This window comes from Rathayibacter sp. AC182 (assembly GCF_979253875.1).
Map to the genome: position 1 here is coordinate 887,533 of NZ_CEEDEK010000005.1, position 23,907 is coordinate 911,439.

Consider the following 23,907-nt stretch of genomic DNA (forward strand, 5'->3'; position numbering starts at 1 on the left):
CACTGGCACGCGCATCCGCGCCATTCCGTCGAGGAGGTCCTCGAGTGGGTGCACCGCGAGAAGGGCGAGCGGAGGTTCGAGCTGTTCGTCGAGACCCTCGACCGCGCGCAGACACGGGAGTCGGACTGGATCGACCACGGGAAGCGGATCCGCCTCGCGGGAGACTTCCACCCGGCGGGCACGACGACCACGATCACCTTCTCGGCGACCCGAACCGAGCCGGCGTCAGTCGATCCGGAGCGGATCGACCGAGCGATCGACGTCGACGACCTCGCGCCGCAGCTCCTCGGTCGCCTCCCGCTCCCCCTTCACCGACGCCACCCGGAGCGTCACGCGCTCGACGGGCACGACGGTCCTGGTGATCCCGATCCGCTCCTCGTGCAGGATCAGGACGACCGGCTCGACAGGAGCGGCCGCTCCGTCATCCGGCAGCGGATCGTCGCCGGGCAGCGGCTCCCGCACGAGTCGGATCTCCTCGCGGCGGACGTCGACGGTGATCGTCCGCTGCTCGGTGACGACGACGCGCTCGAGCCGGACGCGCTCGGTCGCGAACCGCCGCGTCGAGACGACGAGTCGCTCCTCGTGCAGAACGACGGACGGAGGGGTCTCGGGTGACGTGCTCATGCGAGGAGCCGGGAACAGGAGTGCATGGTCTCTCCGATGCGAGGAGCGAGCCGGCCGCGGGAGCGCCGGCGGAGAAGGGAACGGCCGGCCCCGCTCGAAGGAGCAGGGCCGGCCGGAGGAGTGCTGTCGGATCAGACCGCGCGGCGGGCGCTGGTCTTCTGACCGGTCTGCTGCTTCGCGGCCTCGGCGGCACGCGAGGCCTGCTCCGTCACGGACGGGGCCTTCTTCGCCTCCTGCTGGATCTTGGGAGCCTCGGCCTCGGCCTTGGTGAGGATCGCCTCCCAGCGCTGCTGCATCGGCTTGATGAGTCCGCCACCGGCACCGACGATGATGACGCCGGCGACGATCGCGAGCACGGCGATGAGGATCGGCGTGGTGACGGTCGTGGCGACCTCGATCTGGTTCAGGGCCGCGGTGGCGCCGATGAACAGGATGAAGACGGCGACGATGTTGCCCAGGAGCTTGCCGTAGGACAGGCCGCCGAGGGTGTTCTGGATGAGGCCCTTCGCGCCGGCCGCGATGGCTGCGGCGATCACGATGATGATGATCGCGACGATGATCTTCGGCAGGAAGCCGATGATGCCCTGGAGCAGGTCGCTGACCGGGTTGGGTCCGAAGACACCGAACGCGAACTGGAGCACGAACAGCACGAGCGTGTAGTAGATGATCTTCGACACGATGTCGGAGGCGTCGAGCTTCGAGTTGGCGAGCGCCTTCTTGATGCCGCCGCGCTCGACCGCGCGGTCGAAGCCGACCTTGGTCAGCAGGCGCGAGAGGCCCTTCTCGATGAGCTTGGCGACGATGAGGCCGACGATGAGGATGAGCAGGAAGAGCAGCGCGAGCGGGACGAACGCGATGACCGCTGCCAGTCCGTTCTGCAGAGCGGCGGGGAAGTTCATGGGGGAGCCTTTCGGGGGTGGTGCGGGGAAGGAGCGCGGCCGACCCGATCGGGATCGGACCGGCCGCGCGATGACGACTAGGAGCGGGTGCCCGTTCCGTCGTCGGTGGTGGTGCGGGTGGTGGTCGGGTCCACGAGCTCGATCTCCTCGTGCGAGACCTCCTCGTCCACGCGCTGCTGCTCGGTGACGGTCTCGGTGCCGAGGCTCACGCGCTCGACGGGGACGGTCTCCTTGGCGGTGACGACGCGCTCCTCGGTGAGGACCACCTCGTGCTCCTCTTCGCTGAGGTCGGGGCCCGCGAGGGCGTTCCCGGCGTTCGCCTCGGTGATCGGCTCGCGGGTGAGGGTGACCTCGTCGTGGCTGACGGGGACGGTGCGGGTGACCTGCTCGGTGACGATGTGCTTGCGCAGGCGGGCGCGGCCGGCCTCGACGCTCTCGGTGCCGACGCGCAGACGCTCCTCGGAGCGGGTCATCGCGTCGTCGGTCGTCGGGCCGGAGGTGTCGTGGCCCTCGGTGCCGTGGCCCTCGGTGACGTGGCCCTCGGTGACGAAGTCCGTGGTCGTGCCGGCGTCGGCGTCCTGGTCGTAGAGCGGGCTCTCGGCGCGGGTTCCGCCGACTCCGTAGTACGAGTACAGGGCCTCCTCGTCGTCGGCGGTGAGCGCGCCGTCGTCGTCGATGCGCGGGGCGTCCTTGACGAACGACTTCTCGTAGGCGACGCGGACCACTCCGCCGTCGAACGAGGCGTCGCTCAGCGGGGCGAACGACTCCGAGGAGCCGAAGAGGCCGGTGCGGATGGTGACCCAGGTGGGCTGCTGGCTCTCGTTGTCGACGTAGACCTGGCCGACGGTGCCGATCTTCGCGTCGTCGGTGCCGTGGACGTCGGCGCCGATCAGGTCGTTGACGGTGCTGCTGTCGATCATGGTGCACTCTCTTTCGCCGGGCACTGGCCCGGATAGCGGTGACGGATGGACGAGCGGACCGGAGACGCGTCCGTACGGGAGCACTCTCCGATTCCTCCGGAGGAGCAGGACCGGCCGGAGAGCGAGCCCCTGCAGTCACTCCGCTGGGAACGGACTTACGGTGTAAGCCACTGGTGAACCTTACGGTGTAAGCATCAGTAGGGTGGAAGAGCTTGCGCGTTCCTCCAGGACCTGATATCCGGGCCAGGTGAGCACGCAGAGAGGTGTCTTCCGTGGCCGACCGCGAACGAACGGGCAAGTCCGGCTCCTCCGCGCCACGGCTCACTCGTGATCTGATCATCGAGACCGCTCTGGCCCACATCGACCGCTCGGGGGCCGAAGCCCTCTCGATGCGATCGCTCGCTCAGGAGCTGGGCGTCGAGGCGATGTCGCTCTACCGCTACGTGCACGGCAAGGAGGACCTCCTCGAGGGGGTCATCGCCGTGCTGATGACGGACCTGACCACGAGCCTCGCCGAGGCGGACGACCAGCACTGGCAGGAGTTCCTGCAGACGGCGGCCCACGCGGTGCGGCGCATCGCGACCGACCACCCGAGGGCGTTCCCGCTGGTCGCGACCCGGCACCCGGCCGCTCCGTGGCTGCGTCCGCCGCTGCGCAGCATCGAGGTCGTCAACACCTTCCTCACGACCCTGACGGCGAACGGCTTCACCGACGCTCAGGCCGTGGGCGCGTACCGCTCCTTCAGCAGCTTCCTGCTCGGTCAGCTGCTCCTGCAGTCGGCCGTCAAGGGCGCCGAGACGTCGCCGACGGACCTCCCGCTCGACGAGGGGGACGCCGACATCCCGCAGCGGGACGGCAACCTCTCCCTCGACACCGCGCCCGAGGTCCGGCGCCTCCGCGCTCTCCTCAGCGAGGACCGCAGTGAGGAGGAGTTCGAGATCTCCTCGAGACCCTCCTCGACCGCCTCGACCTGCAGCTCTCGCAGTAGGGCTCGGTCGGCGAGTGCCCCCCTTGCTGGTCGAGTAGCCCCAGAGGGGCGTATCGAGACCCGCCGCCGCTGGGACACGGGGATCTCGATACGCCCTCTCCGAGGGCTACTCGATCACCGGAGCTGCTGGTCGAGCAGCTGCGCAGCGGCGCATCGAGACCGGGCTGCTCTGCAGAACGCCCGCGGAGGCGCGGATCACCCGAAGATCCGCCCCTCCGCGAGCACCCCCGATACTCCGCGATCAGAGCGCGGGAGTCCAGATCCGCATCGTCGACGGTCCGCGGTTCGCCCACGTGTAGTAGGGCCGGAACTCGGCCTCGAAGCGCTCGCCGACGAGTGCCGATCCGGCCCCGTAGGCCCATCCCGCCTCCCCCGCCGACACCGCGGCGAGCGCCACCCGGGCGCCGTCCGGCGTCACGACGGGCTCCACCGAGCGGTCGACCGCGAGGTGCTCGGTGTCGAGCCCCTCCGGCAGGTCCGCCGACTCGATCGCCAGCACGAACGGTCCGCGCTCGAGAGCGACCTGGCCGCGAACGGCGTCGATCCGCGGATGGGGTGTCACGAATCGCGCGGTCATCGGGAGCGAGAGGCGCACGGTCTCCCCGGCGCGGAACGCGCGGCGCACGGTCACCGTCCCGAGTGACGCCTCCACCGGCGCCCCGTCGAGCAGCGCTGAGCCGCGCGCCCACGGCGGGATGCGGAGGGTGAGCGCGAACTCGGCGTCCTCCTCGATGCGCACGACGATCTCCCCGTCGGCCGGGTACTCGGTCTCGACCTGCAGCGCGATGCCGTCGGTCTCGACGCGGTAGGACCCGTACTGGTGCAGCTGCACGCCCTCGTCGTCCGCGGTCGCGAAGCCCAGCTCGACGCTCGCCAGCGTCCGCGCGGTGTTCGTCGGGCAGCACGACACCCAGAACCACGGGGCCCGCAGGCTCGACTGCGCCCGGTCGGTCTCGACCGACTCGTCGGGCTCCACTCCGTCGGCCCGCTGCTGCAGCGTGTTCGTGTAGAAGAAGGCGCGCCCGTCGGCCCTGATCGCAGGCAGCACCGCGTTGAGCAGCGTGCGCTCGATCAGATCCGCGTGGGCGGTTTCCCCGAGCGCAGCAGCAGGCGCCAGCTGAGCATGTCGGACGCGATGGCCGCGCAGGTCTCGGCGTAGGCGCGGTCCGGCGGCAGCTCGTAGTCGGCGCCGAACGCCTCGTCCTGGTGGTGCGAGCCCATCCCGCCGGTGATGTAGGTGCGCCGCGCCACGGTGCTCGACCACTGGCGGCGCACCGCCTCCTCGAGCTCGGCGTCGTCGGTCTCGACCGCCACGTCGAGCGCTCCGGAGGCGAGGTAGAGCGCGCGGACCGCATGGCCCCGCAGCACGTCCGCCTCGCGGACGGGGACGTCGTCCTGGAAGTACTCCGCGCCGAACTGCACGGGTCCGAGCGTCCCCGTTCCGCGGCGCTCCACGAAGAGCCTGGCGAGCTCGAGCCAGCGGCCCTCCCCCGTCGCCCGGGCGAGCTCGGCGAGCGCCGGCTCGATCTCGGGGTGCCCGCAGACCGCGACGCGCCCCTCCGGACCGAACTCCCGCCAGACGTGCTCCGTCAGCCGCCGTGCCACCGCGGGCAGCAGGTCGTCGTGCCCCGTGCGCAGCCGGGCCACGGCCGCCTGGATCAGGTGCCCGAACGAGTACAGCTCGTGCCCCCACTCCAGGTTCGAGTAGCGGGCCGGCTGCCCCGGGCGGCCGAAGCTCGTGTGCAGGTAGCCGTCCTCCTCCTGTGCCGCGGCGACCCGGGCGACGAGCGCCTCGTACGAGGCCGCGAGCTCCGCGTCGTCCGAGCGGCCGAGCTCCCACGCCATCGCCTCGAGCAGCTTGTAGACCTCCGAGTCGACGAACTCGATCCCCGCGTGGTGATCGCCCGAGGCGTCCGAGATCGTGCCGTCGGCCGCCCGGTCGAAGTTGCCGGCCCAGCCGACCCGCTCGATCCACGAGAGGCAGTGCCCGATCACGGCCCCCGCACCGAGCTCCTGGTACCGCTTCCAGAACCCTCCGGTCAGGCGGATCTCGTGCTGCCCGAGCGGGCGGAGCCGTCCGGAGCTCGGCGCGACCGGGCCGCCGAGGGCGGAGGCGGAGGCGGTGGCGGGAGGGAGGGTCGGAGTGGGGGACGTCGTGGTCACGGAGTTCTCCTAGGTGGGACGGTCAGTCCTTGACGGCGCCGGCGGTGACTCCTGCGGAGACGTAGCGCTGGGCGACGACGAGGAGCACGGCGGCGGGGAGGGAGGCGACGACGGCGGTGGCCATGATCGAGTTCCACTCCTGGTTGTTGTTGCCGATGTAGCGGTAGATGCCGAGCGTGATCGGCTGCAGGTCCCCTCCGCTGTCGAGCGTCGAGGCGAAGACGAAGTCGGACCACGCCCAGAGGAACGCGAAGAGCGAGACGGTGACGACGGAGTTGCGGCTGATCGGCATGATCACCGACGTGAAGGTGCGCCAGGCGTTCGCGCCGTCCATCCGTGCAGCCTGCGTCAGCTCGTCCGGGATCCCGGACATGAAGGCGGTGAAGATCAGCACTCCGAACGGCACGGCGATCGTGGAGTCGGCCACGATCAGCCCGGCCACCGAGTTCAGCAGCCCCAGGTTGAGGTAGATCGCGTAGAACCCCATCGCCATGATGATCGCCGGGATCATCTGCGCGATCAGGAGCACGAACGAGAGCCCGTTCCTCCGCGGGGCCGCAGCTTCGCCAGCGAGTACGCGGCCGGAGCGGCGATCGCGACGGTGAGCACGACCGTCCCGAGTCCCACGATCAGGCTGGTGCCGAGGAACGGCAGCTGCTCGCGCAGCACCGCCTCGTAGCCGGTGAACGTGGGCGAGAGCGGGAACCAGTCCGGCGGATCCTTGCGCATCGAGCCGGTCGGAGTGAGCGAGACGTTCACCATCCAGTAGACGGGGAACAGCATGATCCCCGTGAGCACCAGGCCGATCGCGGTCAGCCACCAGGGCCTGCGCGCGGTCACGACTGCGCCTGCTTCCGCTGCACCCGGATGTAGACGACGCCGAAGACGAAGAGCCAGGAGGATCAGCAGGTTGCCGACCGCCGCCGCGGGTCCGAAGTCGGGCAGCATCGAGCCGAAGCCGAGCTGGTAGGTCCAGGTCGCGAGCGTGGTGGACGAGTCGGCCGGGCCGCCCTTCGTCATGATCCAGATGATGTCGAACACCTTCAGCGTGTAGACGAGGCCGAGCAGGATCGTGATCGCCGAGACCGGCCGCAGCAGCGGCAGCGTGATGCGCCAGAAGGTCTGGAACCCGTTCGCACCGTCGAGCGAGGCCGCCTCGTAGAGGTCCTGCGAGATGTTCTGCAGACCGGAGTAGAGGATCACGAGGTTGAACGGGATCCCGATCCAGATGTTGGCGATCAGGACCGCGATCAGCGAGGTCGACGGCGACGTCAGCCAGTTGATCTGCCCGATGCCGAACGACTCCAGGAACGCGTTGACGATGCCCGACTCGCTGTTCAGCATCCACGACCAGGTCGACGCCGACACGATCAGCGGCAGCAGCCACGGCACCAGGAACAGCGCCCGCAGCGTCGCCGAGAGCGGGAACGTCCGGTAGAAGAAGACCGCCAGCGCGAGGCCGATCGAGAACTGGAAGGCGATCGAGACGACGGTGAAGACGGCCGTGTGCAGCAGCGCGGGCCCGAAGGTCGCGTCCTGGAACACCCGCAGGTAGTTGTCGACGCCGATGAACGCCGCATCGCCCTGCACGAACGAGCGGACCGTGTAGTCCTTCAGGCTCAGCTCGAGGTTGCGGTAGAGCGGGAGGGCGTAGAAGACGAGCAGGTAGGCGACGAGCGGAGCGAGGAAGGCCCACGCGATCAGCTGGCTCCCGTCCGGGCGCGCTCGGCGCCGGCGGGGGGCGACGTCCGCGGGGGCGGAGTCCCTCCGCTCGCCGCCGCGCTGCAGCAGCCGGGCGGTCTCGGTGGTGGTGGTCATGATTCCCTCTTCCGGGGTGGGGCGGGGGTCGGGGGGCCGGGCCGGTGCGCACGGCACCGGCCCGGCCGTCCGCCTACTTCGTGGCCGACTCGGCCGCGGCCTGCGCGGCCTTCAGTGCGTCCTCGGGCGACTGCGCGCCGCTCAGCGCGTTCTGCACGGCCGTCCAGAGCTGCTCCGAGATGCGCGGGTACTGCGTGCCGAGGTTGTCGGAGGTGCGGCCCTTCGCGGCCTGCACCGCCTCGACCCACGGCTCGAGGTCGGCGTTCGCCGCCACCTGCGCCGCCTGGGCGTCCGCGGTCGGCGCGATGTACGAGAGCGTCGTGTCGGTGGTGACGAGGTTGTCGGTCGACGTCAGGCACTCGGCGATCGCCGCGGTGGTCTCGTAGCGCGCGTCGTCGTCCTGCACCGGGATCGTCAGGAACTCGCCTCCGGTCGGTGCCGGAGCCGAGCCGCCGTCGATCGCGGGGATGGTCAGGATCCCGTAGTCGATGCCGGACGCCTTCGCATTGGCCAGCTGCCAGGTCCCGTTCTCGCCGAACGCGTACTCGCCGGTCTCGAACTCCTGCCAGCTCGTCGTCTGCGTGTTGCCGATGACGGAGTCGGGCGCGTAGCCCTTCTGCACCCAGTCGGTCCAGAGCGAGACGGCCTCGACGGCCTCCGGCGAGTCGAGCTCGGTGAGCTCTGCGCCCGATCCCCAGAACCACGGGAGGAACTGGAAGCTCCCCTCCTCGGTGCCGATGCCCGAGAACGTGATGCCCTTGCCGCCCGAGGCGGTGACCTTCGCGAGCGCCTCGGTCAGGCTCGCCCAGTCGGTGACCGAGGCGATGTCCACTCCGGCCGCCGCGAGCACCGCCGTGTTGTAGTACAGCGCGAGCGTGTTGGCTCCGATCGGGACGCCGTAGGTGTCGCCGTCGACCTCGCCCGCGGCCAGGATGTTCGCGTCGATGTCACCGGTCTCCGAGTCCGTTCTCGGCGGTGGTCGTCAGGATGCCCGACTCGGCCAGCGTGGACACGACAGGGTTGTCGACGAGCAGGATGTCGGGCGAGTTCCCCTGCTGCCCGGCGAGCAGCGCCTTGTTCGTGAGGTCCGTGGTGTCGTACCCGGTGCGCTCGATGCTCACGCCCGCCTCCGTGCCGCAGGCGTCGATCAGGGTGGCCCAGTCGCTGCTCTCGTCGAACTGGGGGTACGGGTCCCAGAACGTGTAGGTGCCCCCGGCGGCCGAGGTGGAGTCGCCTCCCGAGCCCCCGCGCAGCCGGTCAGCACGGCCGCGGCCGCTCCCAGAGCGACGGCGGCGCTGAGGCCCCGTGCGTACTTCCTCGTCCTCACGAGATGATCCCTTCGTCGTTGACGGGTCGCCGGTCCGCTTCGCCGCGGCACCGAAACTACTTTCTGCCGTTGAACCTAGGCATCGACGGGGGCTGCGTCAAGAGACGTGATCGTTTCGGTCTTTTCGGTTTCCATGCGAGGATCGTGCGGAGCGCCGACCAGCGCCGCCGATCGGAGGACGCCGTGACCCCGCGCAAGCCCACTGGCACCATCACCCTGACCGACGTGGCACGGGTCGCCGGAGTCTCGGTCGCCACCGCGTCGAAGGCGCTCAACAACCGCGATCAGGTCCGCGCCGAGACCCGTCAGCGAGTCCTCGACGCCGCCACCTCGCTCTCCTTCACGCCGAACCCCTTCGCGAAGGCGTTGAACTCGACGCGCACCGGCACGATCGGCATGCTCACCAGCGACCTCGACAACCGCTTCGTGCTCCCGGTCCTCCTCGGCGCCGAGGACGCCTTCGGTGCCGGCTCCACCTCGGTGCTCCTCTGCGACGCCCGCGGCGACGCCGTCCGCGAGCAGCACCACATCAAGAACCTGCTCGCCAAGCGCGTGGACGGCATCGTGGTCCTCGGTCGCACGACCAACTCGCGCCCCTCGATCACGAGCACGATCCCCGTGCCCGTCGTCTACGCGTACGCCCCCTCCGAGGATCCCGCCGACTCGTCCTTCACCCCCGACAACGCGCAGGCCGGTGTCCTCGCCGCCCGCCACCTCGTCGAGAGGGGCCGCCGCCGCATCGCCCTCATCAACGGCGAGCCCAGCTACGCCGCCGCCCGCGACCGCGCCGCCGGCGTCCAGGAGGCGTTGACGGAGGCGGGCCTGCCGCTGGTCGGCGGCGACGTCCTCTACGGCCAGTGGTCCGAGCGCTGGGGCCGCCAGTGCGCGGAGGAGCTCGTGAACTCCCACCCCGATCTCGACGCCCTCATCTGCGCGAGCGACCAGATCGCCCGCGGCGCCCTCGACCACCTCCGCGAGAGCGGCCGCCGCGTCCCGCGGGACGTCGCAGTGGTCGGCTTCGACAACTGGGACCTGCTCGTCGAGGCGGCCCGCCCCCGCTCTCGAGCATCGACATGCAGCTCGAGACCCTGGGCCGCGCCGCGGCGGAGGAGCTGTCGCACGCGATCCGCGGCGGAGCCACTCCGGGCGTCCGGCGGATGCCGGTGCGGCTCGTTCCGCGCGAGTCCTCGGCCTGAGGAACCCCGCTCGAGCAATCGTGCGGCCGCGATGGATTGCTCAGAGGCCCAGCGGGACGCGCCTCTCCGTCGGATCAGCATCGGGTGCTGCTTCCACGTCCGCTTCTGGGAGGAGCGGCTGGGATTCGATGTGGACGTAGGCGGTGAAGCGCGGGTCTCGGTTCCGTGCCTGTGCTGCGGTGAAGTCCGTGTCCGGCGCGAAGGCGATACCGGGACCGGGCCAGTCGGAAACGGTGAGGGCATCGACTCGACGGTATCGCTCACGCAACGAGTCCAGGACGGGCCGGGCCGCCTCTGCGACGAGGGTCCGCACAGCGTCGATGAGATCGTCGAATTCTGCGGCGATCGCGCCCGGCATCTGCTGTGTGACGGAGAGCCCACGCACATCGGTGACGAGACCGCGAGTGTCGAGGACCGCGAGAGCGACTGGCAGCACGAGAGTCGACTGGGAGTGCGCGACCGTCGTGTTCCGGTACCTCCGGATGGTCTCGTGGAGCGAGCGCCGCTCGTCCGGAATGCCGGGGAAGCAGGACATCTCATCGAGGCGGGGTCGCACGGCGGAGAGTATGAACGGCCGGACATACGCAGTGACCGCGTGCATGGTGAGCGGCATCCACAAGGCGCTGCCTTCGCCCGCCTCCCGCGCGAGCTCGAGGCTCTGAGCAGCTTCCGAAAGGTCTGATGCGTGACTGACGAGGGCTGTGGCCAGCCTGTTCTCCGGACTGTCGGGCAGAAGCGCGAAGCCGGTACCGCGGGAATCGGTCATCGCCGCCGCACGGGGACGCGGTCGAGACGAGCTGCCCGAGCCGACCGCGGACCGCCGAGTACGCCGCGGCTCCATCGCCATCGAGGACGGGGACGCGAACGATCGGAGGACGGCCCATGGCGGGTGCCGTGATGTCTCGAAGAGAATCGTTGTACGCCCGCTGGCGGGGCCTGCCGGAGGGGCCGAAGCCGACCGCTCGTCTGCCGTGACGATACCTGTCCGCGCGAGGGGCTCCACTCGTCGCAGAGCTCCAGGTAGCGAGTCAGGGAGTATCCGAGTGGAGTATCGCTCGGGTAGAGCATGAGTGCCTGGCGTCGGAAGCTCGTGAAGTGCTGGAACTCGTCGATCTCGATGAGGGTCCCGGTCGGCTGGTGGATGAAGTCGCCCGGAAGGGACTGCGTCCCCTTCGCGGTTTGATCCGCGCGGATGCCGCCCAGCGCGTCGAAGATCACCTGCAACGGCTCACGGGCGGCGGCTGCTGCCTCCGGGAGATGGAAATGCCCGCGCCGATTGACCCAGGGGAGTCGAGCTCGTTCCAGTTCGATCCCGTCAGCCGCCGCCGCGGCCTGAAAGGCTCGCTCCGCATCTCCTACTGGCATGCGCGCAGGCTACAGGGGTCCGGCAGGACGCTGATCCGGTAGGGCGTCCCGCTCTCCAGACTGTCGGCCGGAGGCGCGGACCAGACGTGTCAGCGGCCGCCTCGATCCACACTCGGAGTCGTTCCCACTCGTCCGTCGACGACGCCGATGAGGCCTGGAAGCGCCTCATCTCCGGTACAGTCGCGGCTGGCCACTGCCACCCTTCTAGCCGCAAGAATGAGTAATCCATCGACCGAAGCACCCGTCTACTGGGGTCGCCGACCGGATGAATTCGGCACCGATGTGCACTATCGACCGCGACTCCCGCGGCGCTACGGTCAGGTGCCCGAGTAGCACACCGATCCGAACGGTGCCCTCGGCTTCTCAAAGGAGAGAAGATGACAGCCACGACACGCGGCCGAATCGCCGCTGCAGCCATCGCGCTGCTGACTTCCGCCGCACTGATGCCACTGGGGGCCGGCGCGGCCTCCGCGGCGACCAGCGGCGGACCGGTGGTGCTGATGGGCATCGACGCCGAGGACGGAGGGGTGGGCGGTCACGGCCCCCTGAGTGTCTACGTCGACGTGGTCGAGAGCATCCTGGCCGAGAGCTCGGGCGGCGACGGCATCGCCGTGATCGGAGCGAACGGCTGCGGTGCCAGCGAGTTCTGGGACGCGATCGGTGTCGAGGACAGCCGAGACGATCGACTACCTGAACGGCGCCGAGATCACGACGACGGCCTTCGCGCCGTACCTGATGGTCGCCGTCGTGAGCTCCTCGTTCGACACCTGCGGCGGGATCACCGAGCCCGAGAACATCCTCCTCACCGAGCGGCGGATCGACATCGCCGACTACGTGAACTCCGGACGCGGACTGCTCGGGTTCAACCAGCAGGGGCTCAGCCAGCCCTACGGCTACATCAGCGGGCTGGGATCGTTCACCTTCAGCTTCCCCGACCAGTACCGCGACATCACCCCCACCGCCGACGGCCTCGAGATCGGGATCACCGACGCGCTCGACATCTGCTGCTGGCACGACGAGTACGACACCTTCCCGGCCTTCCTCTCCGTGCTCGCGACGAACTCCGTCACCGGTGAGGCGGCGGCGCTGGGCGGCGCCAACGTCGTCCTCCCCGGAGCGATCACCCTCGACCCGGCGACGGCGACGCTCGATGTCGGCGCGACCCACACGGTCACCGCCACCGTCCTCGACGGCGAGGGAACCCGGTACCGGGCGAGCTCGTCACGTTCCAGGTCACCGGCGCGAACACCGCCGCAGGGACGGCGACGACCGATGCGAACGGCCGAGCCGTCTTCAGCTACGTCGGCACCGTCGCCGGCACCGACTCGATCTCGGCGAGCTTCGACGATGACGGCGACATCCGCACCGCCACGGCCGAAGCGATCTGGGAGCTCCGCAACCTGCCGCCGGTCTGCACGACCGCGACGGCCGGCCAGTCGGTCTGGCCGCCGAACCACAAGCTGGTCCCGGTCACCATCACCGGCATCACCGATCCCGACGGCGACCCCGTCACGGTGACCGTCACCTCGATCTACCAGGACGAGCCGGTCAACACGGTGGGTGACGGCAGCACCGCCGTGGACGGCGCAGGCGTCGGAACGAGCACGGCCCTGATCCGAGCGGAGCGCAGCGGATCCCCGAAGGTCCCCGGCAACGGACGCGTCTACCACGTCTCGTTCACCCGCGGCCGACGGCAACGGCGGCACCTGCTCCGGCACCGTGAAGGTCTCCGTGCCTCACGACCAGCGAGGCGCTGCGGCGAAGGACGACGGTCCGCTCTACGACTCGACCCGGCCGTGAGGTGAGGTGACGGTCTGACCGACTGCGAAGTCCTGTACGACGACCGAGGGGTCCCCATCCGGGGGCCCCTCTCTCGTGTCGGCGGGCGTCAGAGCCCCGCCGCAGGCACGTACCGCGGCGGGGCATCCGTCGTCACGGCGACGTCCTCCCCGACGCCCCGTGACCCTCCGCCACCCGCATCGTCCCGCCCGCCTGCGCCGCGAAGGCCCGTGCCGTCGCCGCGATCGTCCGCTGCATCACCTGCACCGCCGCCGTCGGCGCCAGATCCGCCGGCCTCGCCAGGCTGATCGTCCGCGTGAGCCGCGGCCGATCCGACGCTGTCTCCTCGATCCGAATCGACCGCAGCCCCGGCCGACCCTGCAGCACCATCGCCGGGACGATCGCGATGCCGAGGCCGCGCTCGGCGAAGCGCAGCACCGCGTCCATCTCGGCTCCCTCCAGCACGACGTCGGGCGTCAGGCCGGCCGCCGAGAACGCGGCGTCCGTCGTGCGGCGCAGGTCGTAGCTCGAGTTGAAGACGATCTGCGGGAGGCGGGACACCGCCGCGAGATCCAGGGCGCCCGACTCCGCCAGCGCGGGCTCCGCGGCGGAGGAGACCACGACGAGCTCCTCGACGAGCAGCGGAGTCACGGTGAAGGCGCCGACGGTCGCCGCGGTCGACGTCGTCACGAGCGCGAGATCGAGCTCGCCCCGCGCGAGGCGGTCGAAGAGACTCCGCGATCCGTCCTCGGCGAGGTGCAGCTCGATGGCGGGATGCGCCGCGTGGAACGCGTGCAGCACCTCCGCGACGAGGCTGATGCAGAGGGTCGGAGTCGCGCCGAAGCGCACCCGGCCGCGCTCGAGTCCGGCCAGCTCGGCCAGCTCGCGGCGCACCGACTCCGCGTCGGCGAGCATGCGCCGCGCGAGCGGCAGGAGGAGCTCGCCGGCCGGGGTGAGGGTATTGCCGCCGCGGGCGCGGTGGAACAGCTCCGATCCCAGATCCTGCTCCAGCGCGGCGATCTGCCGGCTCAGCGAGGGCTGCGCCAGGTGCAGCTCCTCGGCCGCGCGGGTGAAGCTGCCCTGGCGCGCGACCTCGACGAATCCGGTCAGCTGCTCGAGGTTCATGGTCATACCCTAAGCGCATGGTCCGTAGCCGATATATGCATTGGAGTAATCGATGCGCGAAACCTAGCGTGGGGTCATGACCACTTCAGGCACCACCACTCTGGAGCGTCGGATCTCCACCTCCGTCCTCGTCATCGGCACGGGCGGATCGGGCCTGCGCGCCGCGATCGAGCTGGCCGAGGCCGGCGTCGACGTGCTCGCGCTGGGCAAGCGCTCCAAGTCGGACGCGCACACCTCGCTCGCCGCCGGTGGGATCAACGCCGCTCTCGCCACGATGGACCCCGACGACAGCTGGCAGCAGCACGCGGCCGACACGATCACCGAGTCCTACCTGCTCGCCAACCCGCACACCGTCGAGATCGTCACCTCAAACGCCGCCCGCGGCATCCAGGACCTTCGAGCGCTACGGCATGCCGTTCGCCCGCGAGGACGACGGACGCATCTCCCAGCGCTTCTTCGGCGCGCACACCTATCGCCGCACCGCCTTCGCGGGCGACTACACCGGCCTCGAGATCCAGCGCACGCTCGTCAACCGCGCCGCGCAGCTCGAGATCCCGATCCTCGACACCGTCTACGTCACGCGCATCCTCGTCAACGACGACGGAGCCGTCTTCGGCGCCTACGGCTTCGACCTCGTCGACGGCACCCGCTACCTCATCCACGCCGACGCGGTGATCCTCGCCGCCGGCGGGCACAACCGCATCTGGCGCCGCACGTCCTCGCGCCGCGATGAGAACACGGGAGACTCGTTCCGCCTGGCCGTCGAGGCCGGCGGTCGCCTGCGCGATCCCGAGCTGGTGCAGTTCCACCCGTCGGGCATCATCGAGCCCGAGAACGCGACCGGCACCCTCATCTCCGAGGCGGCACGCGGCGAGGGCGGAATCCTCCGCAACGGACTCGGTGAGCGCTTCATGGGGAAGTACGACCCGGAGCGCCTCGAGCTCTCGACCCGCGACCGGGTCGCGCTCGCCTGCTACACCGAGATCAAGGAGGGTCGCGGGACGCCGAACGGTGGAGTGTGGCTCGACGTCTCTCACCTGCCGCGCGAGACGATCATGACCCGGCTCCCCGCGTCTACCAGACGATGCTCGAGCTGCAGATGCTCGACATCACGAAGGACCCGATCGAGATCGCGCCGACCGCGCACTACTCGATGGGCGGAGTATGGGTCCGCTCGGACGATCACAGCACCGACGTCCCCGGGCTCTACGCCATCGGCGAGGCGTCCAGCGGACTGCACGGCGCGAACCGGCTCGGCGGCAACTCGCTGATCGAGCTGCTCGTCTTCGGACGGATCGTCGGACAGGCTGCCGCGGAATACTCCGCCTCACTGACGGCGCGAGACCCGCTCGGCCGCCTCACTGCAGGTGGCCCGCGACGAGATCGCGGATCTGCTCGCTGCCGACGGCACCGAGAACGTCCGCGCCCTGCAGCGCGCGATCCGCAACACGATGACCGAGCACGCCGGAGTCGTCCGCGACGAGGCGGGTCTGGTGGCCGGCCTCGCCGAGCTCGACGCGATCGAGGCGCGCATCGCCGACATCGGAGTGCACCCGGACATCGCCGGGTTCCAGGACCTCGCGCACGCCTTCGACCTCAAGTCGGCCGCCATGGCGGCGCGGGCCACCCTCGAGGCGGCGCTCGAACGCCGCGAGAGCCGTGGCTGCCACAACCGCAGCGACTACCCGGACCTCGACCCGGCCCTGCAGGTGAACCTCGTCTGGTCGCCCTCGACGGGCATCACCCGCGAGGAGATCCCCGCAGTCCCCGAGGAGATCCAGTCCCTCATCCGCGAGGTCGCCACCGCAGGCAAGCTCCTCGAGTAGTGGACCGCTAACGACGAAACGCCGACCCGGAGCACACCGGGTCGGCGTTTCGTCAGTGACGGACCAGCTCCGCCCTGTCTGCGCGTCGATCTGACCTGCAAAGCCTTGCCGATAAGCCGACCCGGTCGCAGGCACAAGCGGCAACCGTCTTCTCAGTCGGAGAGAGAACCCTCGTTGAGCCGGCAGTTGGAGAGCGACGGAGGTGAGCGCACTCGTCGTCGAGCGCCATCAGAGTCTCCGACGCGTGCATCGGGATGGCGGAGTTAACAGCGATGGCCACCCAGTGTCTGGGTGGCCATCGTGTATGGTGTCCGGCGGTGTCCTACTCTCCCACAGGGTCCCCCTGCAGTACCATCGGCGCTGAGAGTCTTAGCTTCCGGGTTCGGAATGTGACCGGGCGTTTCCCTCTGCTATAGCCGCCGTAACCGCTCGCGACACACCCGCCAGCGAACTGGTGGGGGTCAAATCTGGGGTTACACGTCTTGCGTGTATTCAATTATGTGCACCACCCCTCACAGGGTGGTGCGGTGCCCGTCTTCTGGGAACCACAAAGTGGACGCGAGCGAATCTTCTAACCACTCCTACCAGCCTTTACAACGGTATGAGTGTAGTGATTGTCAAGTTATCGGCTTATTAGTACCGGTCAGCTCCGACAGTCTTTAGTCCTGTCTTCCACATCCGGCCTATCAACCCAGTAATCTGGCTGGGAGCCTCTCCCCGAAGGGATGGAAATCTCATCCTCGAAGCCGGCTTCCCGCTTAGATGCTTTCAGCGGTTATCCGTTCCGGAACGTAGCTAATCAGCGGTGCTCCTGGCGGAACAACTGACACACCAGAGGTTCGTCCATCCCGGTCCTCTCGTACTGGGGATAGATCTTCTCAAATTTCCTACGCGCGCAGCGGATAGGGACCGAACTGTCTCACGACGTTCTAAACCCAGCTCGCGTACCGCTTTAATGGGCGAACAGCCCAACCCTTGGGACCTACTCCAGCCCCAGGATGCGACGAGCCGACATCGAGGTGCCAAACCATGCCGTCGATATGGACTCTTGGGCAAGATCAGCCTGTTATCCCCGAGGTACCTTTTATCCGTTGAGCGACAGCGCTTCCACAAGCCACTGCCGGATCACTAGTCCCGACTTTCGTCCCTGCTCGACTTGTCAGTCTCACGGTCAAGCTCCCTTGTGCACTTACACTCGCCACCTGATTGCCAACCAGGTTGAGGGAAACCTTTGGGCGCCTCCGTTACTTTTTAGGGAGGCAACCGCCCCAGATCGACTACCCATCAGGCACTGTCCCTGAACCCGATTAGGGTTCGAAGTTAGATATCCAGAGTGACCAGAGTGGTATTTCAACAATGACTCCACGAACACTAGCGTGCCCGCTTCACAGTCTCCCACCTATCCTACACAAGCCACACCGAACACCAATACCAAACTATAGTAAAGGTCACGGGGTCTTTCCGTCCTGCTGCGCGTAACGAGCATCTTTACTCGTAATGCAATTTCGCCGAGTTCGCGGTTGAGACAGCTGGGGAAGTCGTTACGCCATTCGTGCAGGTCGGAACTTACCCGACAAGGAATTTCGCTACCTTAGGATGGTTATAGTTACCACCGCCGCTTACTGGGGCTTAAATTCTCAGCTTCGCCTTGCGGCTAACCGTTCCTCTTTAACCTTCCAGCACCGGGCAGGCGTCAGTCCGTATACATCGTCTTGCGACTTAGCACGGACCTGTGTTTTTAGTAAACAGTCGCTTCCCACTGGTCTCTGCGGCCATCGAACGCTCCCGGAGCAAGTCCGTTCACGCCTCAGGCCCCCTTCTCCCGAAGTTACGGGGGCATTTTGCCGAGTTCCTTAACCACGATTCTCTCGATCTCCTTGGTATTCTCTACCTGACCACCTGAGTCGGTTTGGGGTACGGGCAGCTAGAACCTCGCGTCGATGCTTTTCTTGGCAGCATAGGATCACCGATTTCGACTTGCGTCTACCCATCGAGATCTCAGGCTGTGTGAACGACGGATTTGCCTATCGTTCGCCCTACATCCTTAGACCGGGACAACCATCGCCCGGCTCGGCTACCTTCCTGCGTCACACCTGTTAATACGCTAAACGCACCAGCACGGGGTCGTACGCTGAGGCCCAACGCTTCACCCCGAAGGGATCCATCAGAGGGATTCAGATACTTAGCACTACTGGATTGTCTTGGGCGGTTCTTCGCCGGTACGGGAATATCAACCCGTTGTCCATCGACTACGCCTGTCGGCCTCGCCTTAGGTCCCGACTTACCCAGGGGAAGATTAGCTGACCCTGGAACCCTTGGTCTTCCGGAGGACGGGTTTCTCACCCGTCTTTCGCTACTCATGCCTGCATTCTCACTCGTGTGGCGTCCACGGCTGGTTCACACCGCCGCTTCACTCGCCACACGACGCTCTCCTACCCATCAACACGGCTGGACCACGAAGGCCTACCACAAAATGTCAATGCCACAACTTCGGTGGCGTGCTTGAGCCCCGTTACATTGTCGGCGCGGAATCACTTGACCAGTGAGCTATTACGCACTCTTTCAAGGGTGGCTGCTTCTAAGCCAACCTCCTGGTTGTCTGTGCAACTCCACATCCTTTCCCACTTAGCACGCGCTTAGGGACCTTAGTTGGTGGTCTGGGTTGTTTCCCTCTCGACTATGAAGCTTATCCCCCACAGTCTCACTGCTGCGCTCTCACTTACCGGCATTCGGAGTTTGGCTGACGTCAGTAAGCTTTTGGGCCCCATCGGCCATCCAGTAGCTCTACCTCCGGCAAGAAACACGCAACGCTGCACCTAAATGCATTTCGGAGAGAACCAGCTATCACGAAGTTTGATTGGCCTTTCACCCCTATCCACAGCTCATCCCCTCCATTTTCAACTGAAGTGGGTTCGGTCCTCCACGACGTCTTACCGTCGCTTCAACCTGGCCATGGATAGATCACTTCGCTTCGGGTCTAGACCCTGCGACTAAAATCGCCCTATTCGGACTCGCTTTCGCTACGGCTGCCCCACACGGGTTAACCTCGCCACAGAGCACTAACTCGCAGGCTCATTCTTCAAAAGGCACGCCGTCACCCCAACAAGGAGGCTCCGACGGTTTGTAAGCAAACGGTTTCAGGTACTATTTCACTCCCCTCCCGGGGTACTTTTCACCTTTCCCTCACGGTACTTGTCCGCTATCGGTCATCTGGGAGTATTTAGGCTTATCAGGTGGTCCTGACAGATTCACACGGGATTTCTCAGGCCCCGTGCTACTTGGGATACTCTTCACGCCATAACACCATTTCGACTACGGGGCTCGCACCCGCTCTGGCCAGGCATTCAAACCTGTTCGTCTATGATGCGCTGTAACGTTCCGTGCTCGGCAGAACACGACGAAAAGTCCCACAACCCCGACCATGCAACCCTGCCGGGTATCACACATGGCTCGGTTTAGCCTCTTCCGCGTTCGCTCGCCACTACTAACGGAATCACTGTTGTTTTCTCTTCCTGTGGGTACTGAGATGTTTCACTTCCCCACGTTCCCTCTACCCGCCCTATATATTCAGGCGGGAGTCACCAGGTCACCACAAGGGGCCTGGCGGGGTTTCCCCATTCGGAGATCCTCGGATCACAGCTCGTTTATCAGCTCCCGAGGCTTATCGCAGATTACGACGTCCTTCTTCGGCTCCAGATGCCAAGGCATCCACCGTTTGCTCTTAAAAACTTGAAAATCACATGAGTTAAGAAACTACAATTCGAAGATTGCAGATTTCAATGATTTGCAGGAACACCCGAAAGCATCCCTGCGCCTCTATCGACCCAACACCCGAAAGTGTTGAATCTAAAGATGCTCGCGTCCACTGTGTAGTTCTCAAAATACGGGCGGTACCCTCCCCCACACACCCAGGCATGGAGAAAGGATCCAGAAGGTCGACCCGAACCACCCGAAGGCAGCCGGCCCGGTCCCTCAGGACCCAACAGCGTGCATGTGCAAGCCACCCTCCGTACCGTGCGTTCCCAACCCGAAGGCTGTACTGACACGAGACGAACTCGACCTGCACCCAGTTCAATGTTCCACCCATGAGCTACCAGCGAAGACATTCGCTTCGATCTAGCGCCTGGAACACACAACGCTCACAAGGAACGCGGTGTCCAGATGCTCCTTAGAAAGGAGGTGATCCAGCCGCACCTTCCGGTACGGCTACCTTGTTACGACTTAGTCCTAATCACCGATCCCACCTTCGACGGCTCCCTCCCACAAGGGGTTAGGCCACCGGCTTCGGGTGTTACCGACTTTCATGACTTGACGGGCGGTGTGTACAAGGCCCGGGAACGTATTCACCGCAGCGTTGCTGATCTGCGATTACTAGCGACTCCGACTTCATGAGGTCGAGTTGCAGACCTCAATCCGAACTGAGACCGGCTTTTGGGATTCGCTCCACCTTACGGTATCGCAGCCCTTTGTACCGGCCATTGTAGCATGCGTGAAGCCCAAGACATAAGGGGCATGATGATTTGACGTCATCCCCACCTTCCTCCGAGTTGACCCCGGCAGTCTCCTATGAGTTCCCACCATGACGTGCTGGCAACATAGAACGAGGGTTGCGCTCGTTGCGGGACTTAACCCAACATCTCACGACACGAGCTGACGACAACCATGCACCACCTGTATACCGACCTTGCGGGGCAACCATTTCTGGAAGTTTCCGGTATATGTCAAGCCTTGGTAAGGTTCTTCGCGTTGCATCGAATTAATCCGCATGCTCCGCCGCTTGTGCGGGCCCCCGTCAATTCCTTTGAGTTTTAGCCTTGCGGCCGTACTCCCCAGGCGGGGAACTTAATGCGTTAGCTGCGACACGGAGACCGTGGAAAGGTCCCCACATCTAGTTCCCAACGTTTACGGCGTGGACTACCAGGGTATCTAATCCTGTTCGCTCCCCACGCTTTCGCTCCTCAGCGTCAGTAACGGCCCAGAGAACTGCCTTCGCCATCGGTGTTCCTCCTGATATCTGCGCATTCCACCGCTACACCAGGAATTCCATTCTCCCCTACCGCACTCTAGTCTGCCCGTACCCACTGCAGGCCCGAGGTTGAGCCTCGGGTTTTCACAGCAGACGCGACAAACCGCCTACGAGCTCTTTACGCCCAATAATTCCGGACAACGCTTGCACCCTACGTATTACCGCGGCTGCTGGCACGTAGTTAGCCGGTGCTTTTTCTGCAGGTACCGTCAAACCGAAGTCCTTCTTCCCTACTAAAGAGGTTTACAACCCGAAGGCCGTCATCCCCCACGCGGCGTTGCTGCATCAGGCTTTCGCCCATTGTGCAATATTCCCCACTGCTGCCTCCCGTAGGAGTCTGGGCCGTGTCTCAGTCCCAGTGTGGCCGGTCACCCTCTCAGGCCGGCTACCCGTCGTCGCCTTGGTGAGCCATTACCTCACCAACAAGCTGATAGGCCGCGAGTCCATCCTTGACCGAAAAACTTTCCACCCGCACCCGATGCCGGGGCAGGTCGTATCCGGTATTAGACGCCGTTTCCAGCGCTTATCCCCAGAGTCAAGGGCAGGTTACTCACGTGTTACTCACCCGTTCGCCACTAATCCACTCCAGCAAGCTGGGCATCATCGTTCGACTTGCATGTGTTAAACACGCCGCCAGCGTTCGTCCTGAGCCAGGATCAAACTCTCCGTAAAAAAATTACGACAACCAACCCCGAAGAGAAGGAAGTCAAGTTTGACCTCTAGCAAATAAGACATCATTACTGACATCAATTTCCAAAGGAATCCCAACCAGATCAAAAACCCGGCCGGGGTATAAAATTGGCATTGAACATAGTGCACGCTGTTGAGTTCTCAAGAATCGGACACCCGCCTCCACACCACAAAGTGCTTCACAACGAGAGTGATCGAAAATGTTGTTCTGTTGCTGTTGCGCTAGGACCTGCCACCGCAGATCGCCGGGACTATCGAACCGCTTTCGCGGCGACCGTTCCGGCCGTTGGCAACTCGAATAACTTAGCACACCCGCGGGCCGTGTCGAGTCCACGGCGGAGAACTCTGGGTCCGTCTCCTCGAGGACCGCTCCGTCACTCCTCCGGCATCGAGAAGTCGGCGAAGTCGAACCCCGGTGAGACGGAGCTGACCAGCGCGGCCTCTGCCGACGGCAGGCGTCCGCTGCCAGACGTCGGCCGGCACGAGCGCCTGAACCGCGAGCCCGTCGACCGCGGATCCCAGCACGACGGTCTCCCCGTCCTCCGGCTCCTCGCCGCTCCCGCCGTACTGCAGGTCCACCCGACCCGGTCCGTTCCAGATCCACGTCTCGGCGGACGACACCCTGTGCCATGCCGACGACTCCCCCGGCGGCAGCAGGAACACGATCAGCGTCGCCGCCGGTCGTTCGCGCACCGAGCCGTCGGGCGCCGTCAACGTCAACCGCTCCGGCGAGGTCCAGGTGCGGCGGTACCGCCGCCCTCCGGATGCGGCTCCAGCCCCATCGACGCGGCGAGCGCGGGTCGGCGCACGCTCTCCGAGCACGCGTCCGTCCACGCTCAACCGGTCCACCAGCTCGCCCGTCAGCTCCGCGCCCATCGGACCTCCCCCGAGATGATCGTGGCGAGGGCCGTGCCCTCACCGGCTTCCACTATCGCGGCGACCAGGTCGTCCGCCGGTCGCGGCGCCTCACGTCGAGCACCGCCAGGTCGGCGAGGGCTCCCGGCACCAGCGCGCCGAACGAGTCGGCCGCCCATCGCCAGCGCCCCGCCGGACGTCGCCGCGTCGCAGGAGCCGCGTGTGCAGATCCCTCCCCGTGTAGCCCTGCTCCCGCGCGATGCGGTGCAGCTCGGCCACATCGCCGAGGAGGTCCAGCGAGGGAGTCGACGAAGCGAGTCCGTGCCCACGGCGATCGCGTTGCCCTCGCGCAGGTAGTCGGCGACCGGGGCCTCGTCGAGTCCGATCACCGCGTTCGAGCGCGGGCGCAGGGCGACCGAGGTGCCGGAGCGGCGCAGCGTCGCCCTGTCCTCGGCGTCCACGTAGATGCCGTGCGCGATGTGCACGTCGTCGCCGAGCGCTCCGATCGATCTCGGCGTAGGCCACGGGCAGGCGCGCTGCCGCCGTTGCGGAGCAGGTGGAAGCCGTCGTACCCCCAGCGGCGCCACTGCTCGGCCAGCGCACCGCGGCCGTGCATCGTGTACTCCGCCTCCCACGCGGACTCGGCCAGGTGCAGGTGCCGGCGCACGCCGGGCTCCTGGCGACAGGCCGGTCAGATCGCTGAGCACCGGGGTGTCCAGGGAGTAGGGGGCGTGCGGAGAGAGGCCGATGCGCGTGACCCCGGAGGTCCGCACGACTCCGCGGTGATCGCGCGGCCGCTGCCGCGCCAGTCGTCCTCGAGGAGGCTCATCAGCTCCCAGTAGGCGATGCCGTGCACGCGGCCGGCCTCGAGCACGTCCAGCGCCTCGAGGTCGGTGACGATGTCGGCGATCGCGGTCGTGCCGGTCGAGACCGCGATCGCGAGTCCGTCGGCGGCCGAGGCGGCCCCAGTCGTAGGGCTGCTCGTAGACCACCTGGAACGCGCGAGACCAGTCCTCGAAGCCCTCGTAGCGACCGGCGCCGACGGCCGCCATGCAGGTGTACTGCAGGTGGGAGTGCGCGTTGACCGAGCCCCGGGTGATCACTCCGACCCACTCCCGCACCCGGTCGGCCCCCTCGGCGAGGACCTCGTCGCGCGGACCGACCGCGAGGATCCGCTCGCCGCGCACCGCCACGGCGCCGCCGCGGATCGGCTCGCCGGCCACCGGCACCACCCAGGGCGCCAGGTGGACCTCGACGCCCGTCACGGGATCCACGCCGACGGCATGATCCCCGCGATGCTCGCGAC

General features: G+C 66.8%; 16 protein-coding genes, 3 rRNA genes and 4 pseudogenes. 7 read left to right on the forward strand and 16 right to left on the reverse strand.

Annotation, left to right across the window (positions count from 1 at the left end; genetic code table 11):
• Window positions 1–225: 225 nt before the first annotated feature.
• The 3 genes from AC0CII_RS15495 to AC0CII_RS15505 form a co-directional block, all read right to left on the reverse strand.
• Window positions 226–624, reverse strand: a complete 399-nt coding sequence (locus tag AC0CII_RS15495; protein ID WP_465227172.1) for a YsnF/AvaK domain-containing protein — start codon at window positions 622–624, stop codon at window positions 226–228.
• Window positions 625–755: 131 nt separating this feature from the next.
• Window positions 756–1,523 carry a mechanosensitive ion channel family protein gene (locus AC0CII_RS15500; protein ID WP_465227171.1) on the reverse strand — a complete coding sequence of 256 codons (768 nt, stop codon included), beginning with the start codon at window positions 1,521–1,523 and terminating at the stop codon, window positions 756–758.
• A 77-nt stretch (window positions 1,524–1,600) separates the two neighbouring features.
• A complete protein-coding gene (locus AC0CII_RS15505; RefSeq protein ID WP_465227170.1) occupies window positions 1,601–2,443 on the reverse strand; it encodes a DUF2382 domain-containing protein in 843 nt (280 codons plus the stop codon).
• A gap of 389 nt (window positions 2,444–2,832) precedes the next feature.
• Here AC0CII_RS15505 and AC0CII_RS15510 point away from each other — a divergent pair.
• A pseudogene (locus AC0CII_RS15510) lies at window positions 2,833–3,168 on the forward strand (TetR/AcrR family transcriptional regulator); the annotation flags it as partial.
• A 504-nt stretch (window positions 3,169–3,672) separates the two neighbouring features.
• Here the strand turns inward: AC0CII_RS15510 and AC0CII_RS15515 are convergent.
• The 6 genes and pseudogenes from AC0CII_RS15515 to AC0CII_RS15540 all read right to left on the reverse strand — a co-directional run bounded on the left by AC0CII_RS15515 (window position 3,673) and on the right by AC0CII_RS15540 (window position 8,533).
• Window positions 3,673–4,008, reverse strand: coding sequence for a hypothetical protein (locus AC0CII_RS15515; protein ID WP_465230947.1), 336 nt, complete (start codon window positions 4,006–4,008; stop codon window positions 3,673–3,675).
• A 57-nt stretch (window positions 4,009–4,065) separates the two neighbouring features.
• Window positions 4,066–5,594, reverse strand: a pseudogene (locus tag AC0CII_RS15520) (glycoside hydrolase family 127 protein); the annotation flags it as partial.
• Between the two features lie 22 nt (window positions 5,595–5,616).
• The gene (locus tag AC0CII_RS15525; protein ID WP_465229970.1) at window positions 5,617–6,123 is read right to left on the reverse strand and encodes a carbohydrate ABC transporter permease; all 507 of its coding nucleotides are present in this window, start codon (window positions 6,121–6,123) and stop codon (window positions 5,617–5,619) included.
• The gene (locus AC0CII_RS15530; RefSeq protein ID WP_465229971.1) at window positions 6,114–7,412 is read right to left on the reverse strand and encodes a carbohydrate ABC transporter permease; all 1,299 of its coding nucleotides are present in this window, start codon (window positions 7,410–7,412) and stop codon (window positions 6,114–6,116) included. The genes AC0CII_RS15525 and AC0CII_RS15530 overlap by 10 nt, the downstream gene beginning before the upstream one ends.
• Window positions 7,413–7,485: 73 nt before the next feature.
• Window positions 7,486–8,358, reverse strand: a complete 873-nt coding sequence (locus AC0CII_RS15535) for a sugar ABC transporter substrate-binding protein (RefSeq protein WP_465230948.1) — start codon at window positions 8,356–8,358, stop codon at window positions 7,486–7,488.
• A 1-nt stretch (window position 8,359) separates the two neighbouring features.
• A complete protein-coding gene (locus AC0CII_RS15540; RefSeq protein ID WP_465229972.1) occupies window positions 8,360–8,533 on the reverse strand; it encodes a hypothetical protein in 174 nt (57 codons plus the stop codon).
• A gap of 209 nt (window positions 8,534–8,742) precedes the next feature.
• On the opposite strand from AC0CII_RS15540, the pseudogene AC0CII_RS15545 reads away from it, so the two are divergent.
• Window positions 8,743–9,935 (forward strand): annotated as a pseudogene (locus AC0CII_RS15545) (LacI family DNA-binding transcriptional regulator).
• A 40-nt stretch (window positions 9,936–9,975) separates the two neighbouring features.
• Here AC0CII_RS15545 and AC0CII_RS15550 read toward each other — a convergent pair.
• Window positions 9,976–10,701: a hypothetical protein gene (locus AC0CII_RS15550; RefSeq protein ID WP_465227164.1), complete on the reverse strand. Its 726-nt coding sequence runs from the start codon at window positions 10,699–10,701 to the stop codon at window positions 9,976–9,978.
• Window positions 10,702–11,030: 329 nt separating this feature from the next.
• Between AC0CII_RS15550 and AC0CII_RS15555 the strand changes: the two genes are divergently transcribed.
• The 3 genes and pseudogenes from AC0CII_RS15555 (at window position 11,031) to AC0CII_RS15565 (ending at window position 13,105) form a co-directional block, all read left to right on the forward strand.
• A complete protein-coding gene (locus AC0CII_RS15555; protein ID WP_465227163.1) occupies window positions 11,031–11,342 on the forward strand; it encodes a hypothetical protein in 312 nt (103 codons plus the stop codon).
• 1,211 nt (window positions 11,343–12,553) lie between these two features.
• Window positions 12,554–12,619 (forward strand): annotated as a pseudogene (locus AC0CII_RS15560) (hypothetical protein); the annotation flags it as partial.
• Between the two features lie 195 nt (window positions 12,620–12,814).
• Window positions 12,815–13,105, forward strand: a complete 291-nt coding sequence (locus tag AC0CII_RS15565) for a hypothetical protein (RefSeq protein WP_465229973.1) — start codon at window positions 12,815–12,817, stop codon at window positions 13,103–13,105.
• Between the two features lie 127 nt (window positions 13,106–13,232).
• Here AC0CII_RS15565 and AC0CII_RS15570 read toward each other — a convergent pair whose 3' ends face one another.
• Window positions 13,233–14,210, reverse strand: a complete 978-nt coding sequence (locus AC0CII_RS15570; protein ID WP_465227161.1) for a LysR family transcriptional regulator — start codon at window positions 14,208–14,210, stop codon at window positions 13,233–13,235.
• A 70-nt stretch (window positions 14,211–14,280) separates the two neighbouring features.
• Here AC0CII_RS15570 and AC0CII_RS15575 point away from each other — a divergent pair, with 70 nt between their 5' ends.
• Window positions 14,281–14,937 carry an FAD-dependent oxidoreductase gene (locus AC0CII_RS15575; RefSeq protein WP_465229974.1) on the forward strand — a complete coding sequence of 219 codons (657 nt, stop codon included), beginning with the start codon at window positions 14,281–14,283 and terminating at the stop codon, window positions 14,935–14,937.
• A 634-nt stretch (window positions 14,938–15,571) separates the two neighbouring features.
• A complete protein-coding gene (locus AC0CII_RS15580) occupies window positions 15,572–16,030 on the forward strand; it encodes a hypothetical protein (protein ID WP_465229975.1) in 459 nt (152 codons plus the stop codon).
• A 309-nt stretch (window positions 16,031–16,339) separates the two neighbouring features.
• Here AC0CII_RS15580 and rrf read toward each other — a convergent pair.
• From rrf to AC0CII_RS15605, 5 genes are all read right to left on the reverse strand, one after another.
• Window positions 16,340–16,454, reverse strand: a 5S ribosomal RNA gene (gene rrf / locus AC0CII_RS15585).
• 189 nt (window positions 16,455–16,643) lie between these two features.
• Window positions 16,644–19,765 (reverse strand): 23S ribosomal RNA (locus AC0CII_RS15590).
• A gap of 437 nt (window positions 19,766–20,202) precedes the next feature.
• A 16S ribosomal RNA gene (locus AC0CII_RS15595) occupies window positions 20,203–21,728 on the reverse strand.
• The 16S, 23S and 5S rRNA genes sit together here, the layout of an rRNA operon.
• Before the next feature lie 321 nt (window positions 21,729–22,049).
• Window positions 22,050–22,622 (reverse strand): cupin domain-containing protein, encoded by a 573-nt coding sequence (locus AC0CII_RS15600; protein WP_465229976.1) that lies wholly within the window; start codon window positions 22,620–22,622, stop codon window positions 22,050–22,052.
• Window positions 22,607–23,866: an amidohydrolase family protein gene (locus tag AC0CII_RS15605; protein ID WP_465229977.1), complete on the reverse strand. Its 1,260-nt coding sequence runs from the start codon at window positions 23,864–23,866 to the stop codon at window positions 22,607–22,609. Before AC0CII_RS15605 ends, AC0CII_RS15600 begins: the two co-directional genes overlap by 16 nt.
• Window positions 23,867–23,907: the final 41 nt, after the last annotated feature.

Coding starts and splice junctions, on each gene's coding strand:
- AC0CII_RS15495 (WP_465227172.1), bottom strand. CDS start 624: ATGAGCACGTCACCCGAGACCCCTCCGTCCGTCGTTCTGCACGAGGAG.
- AC0CII_RS15500 (WP_465227171.1), bottom strand. CDS start 1,523: ATGAACTTCCCCGCCGCTCTGCAGAACGGACTGGCAGCGGTCATCGCG.
- AC0CII_RS15505 (WP_465227170.1), bottom strand. CDS start 2,443: ATGATCGACAGCAGCACCGTCAACGACCTGATCGGCGCCGACGTCCAC.
- AC0CII_RS15515 (WP_465230947.1), bottom strand. CDS start 4,008: ATGACCGCGCGATTCGTGACACCCCATCCGCGGATCGACGCCGTTCGC.
- AC0CII_RS15530 (WP_465229971.1), bottom strand. CDS start 7,412: ATGACCACCACCACCGAGACCGCCCGGCTGCTGCAGCGCGGCGGCGAG.
- AC0CII_RS15550 (WP_465227164.1), bottom strand. CDS start 10,701: ATGACCGATTCCCGCGGTACCGGCTTCGCGCTTCTGCCCGACAGTCCG.
- AC0CII_RS15570 (WP_465227161.1), bottom strand. CDS start 14,210: ATGACCATGAACCTCGAGCAGCTGACCGGATTCGTCGAGGTCGCGCGC.
- AC0CII_RS15575 (WP_465229974.1), top strand. CDS start 14,281: ATGACCACTTCAGGCACCACCACTCTGGAGCGTCGGATCTCCACCTCC.
- AC0CII_RS15600 (WP_465229976.1), bottom strand. CDS start 22,622: ATGGGCGCGGAGCTGACGGGCGAGCTGGTGGACCGGTTGAGCGTGGAC.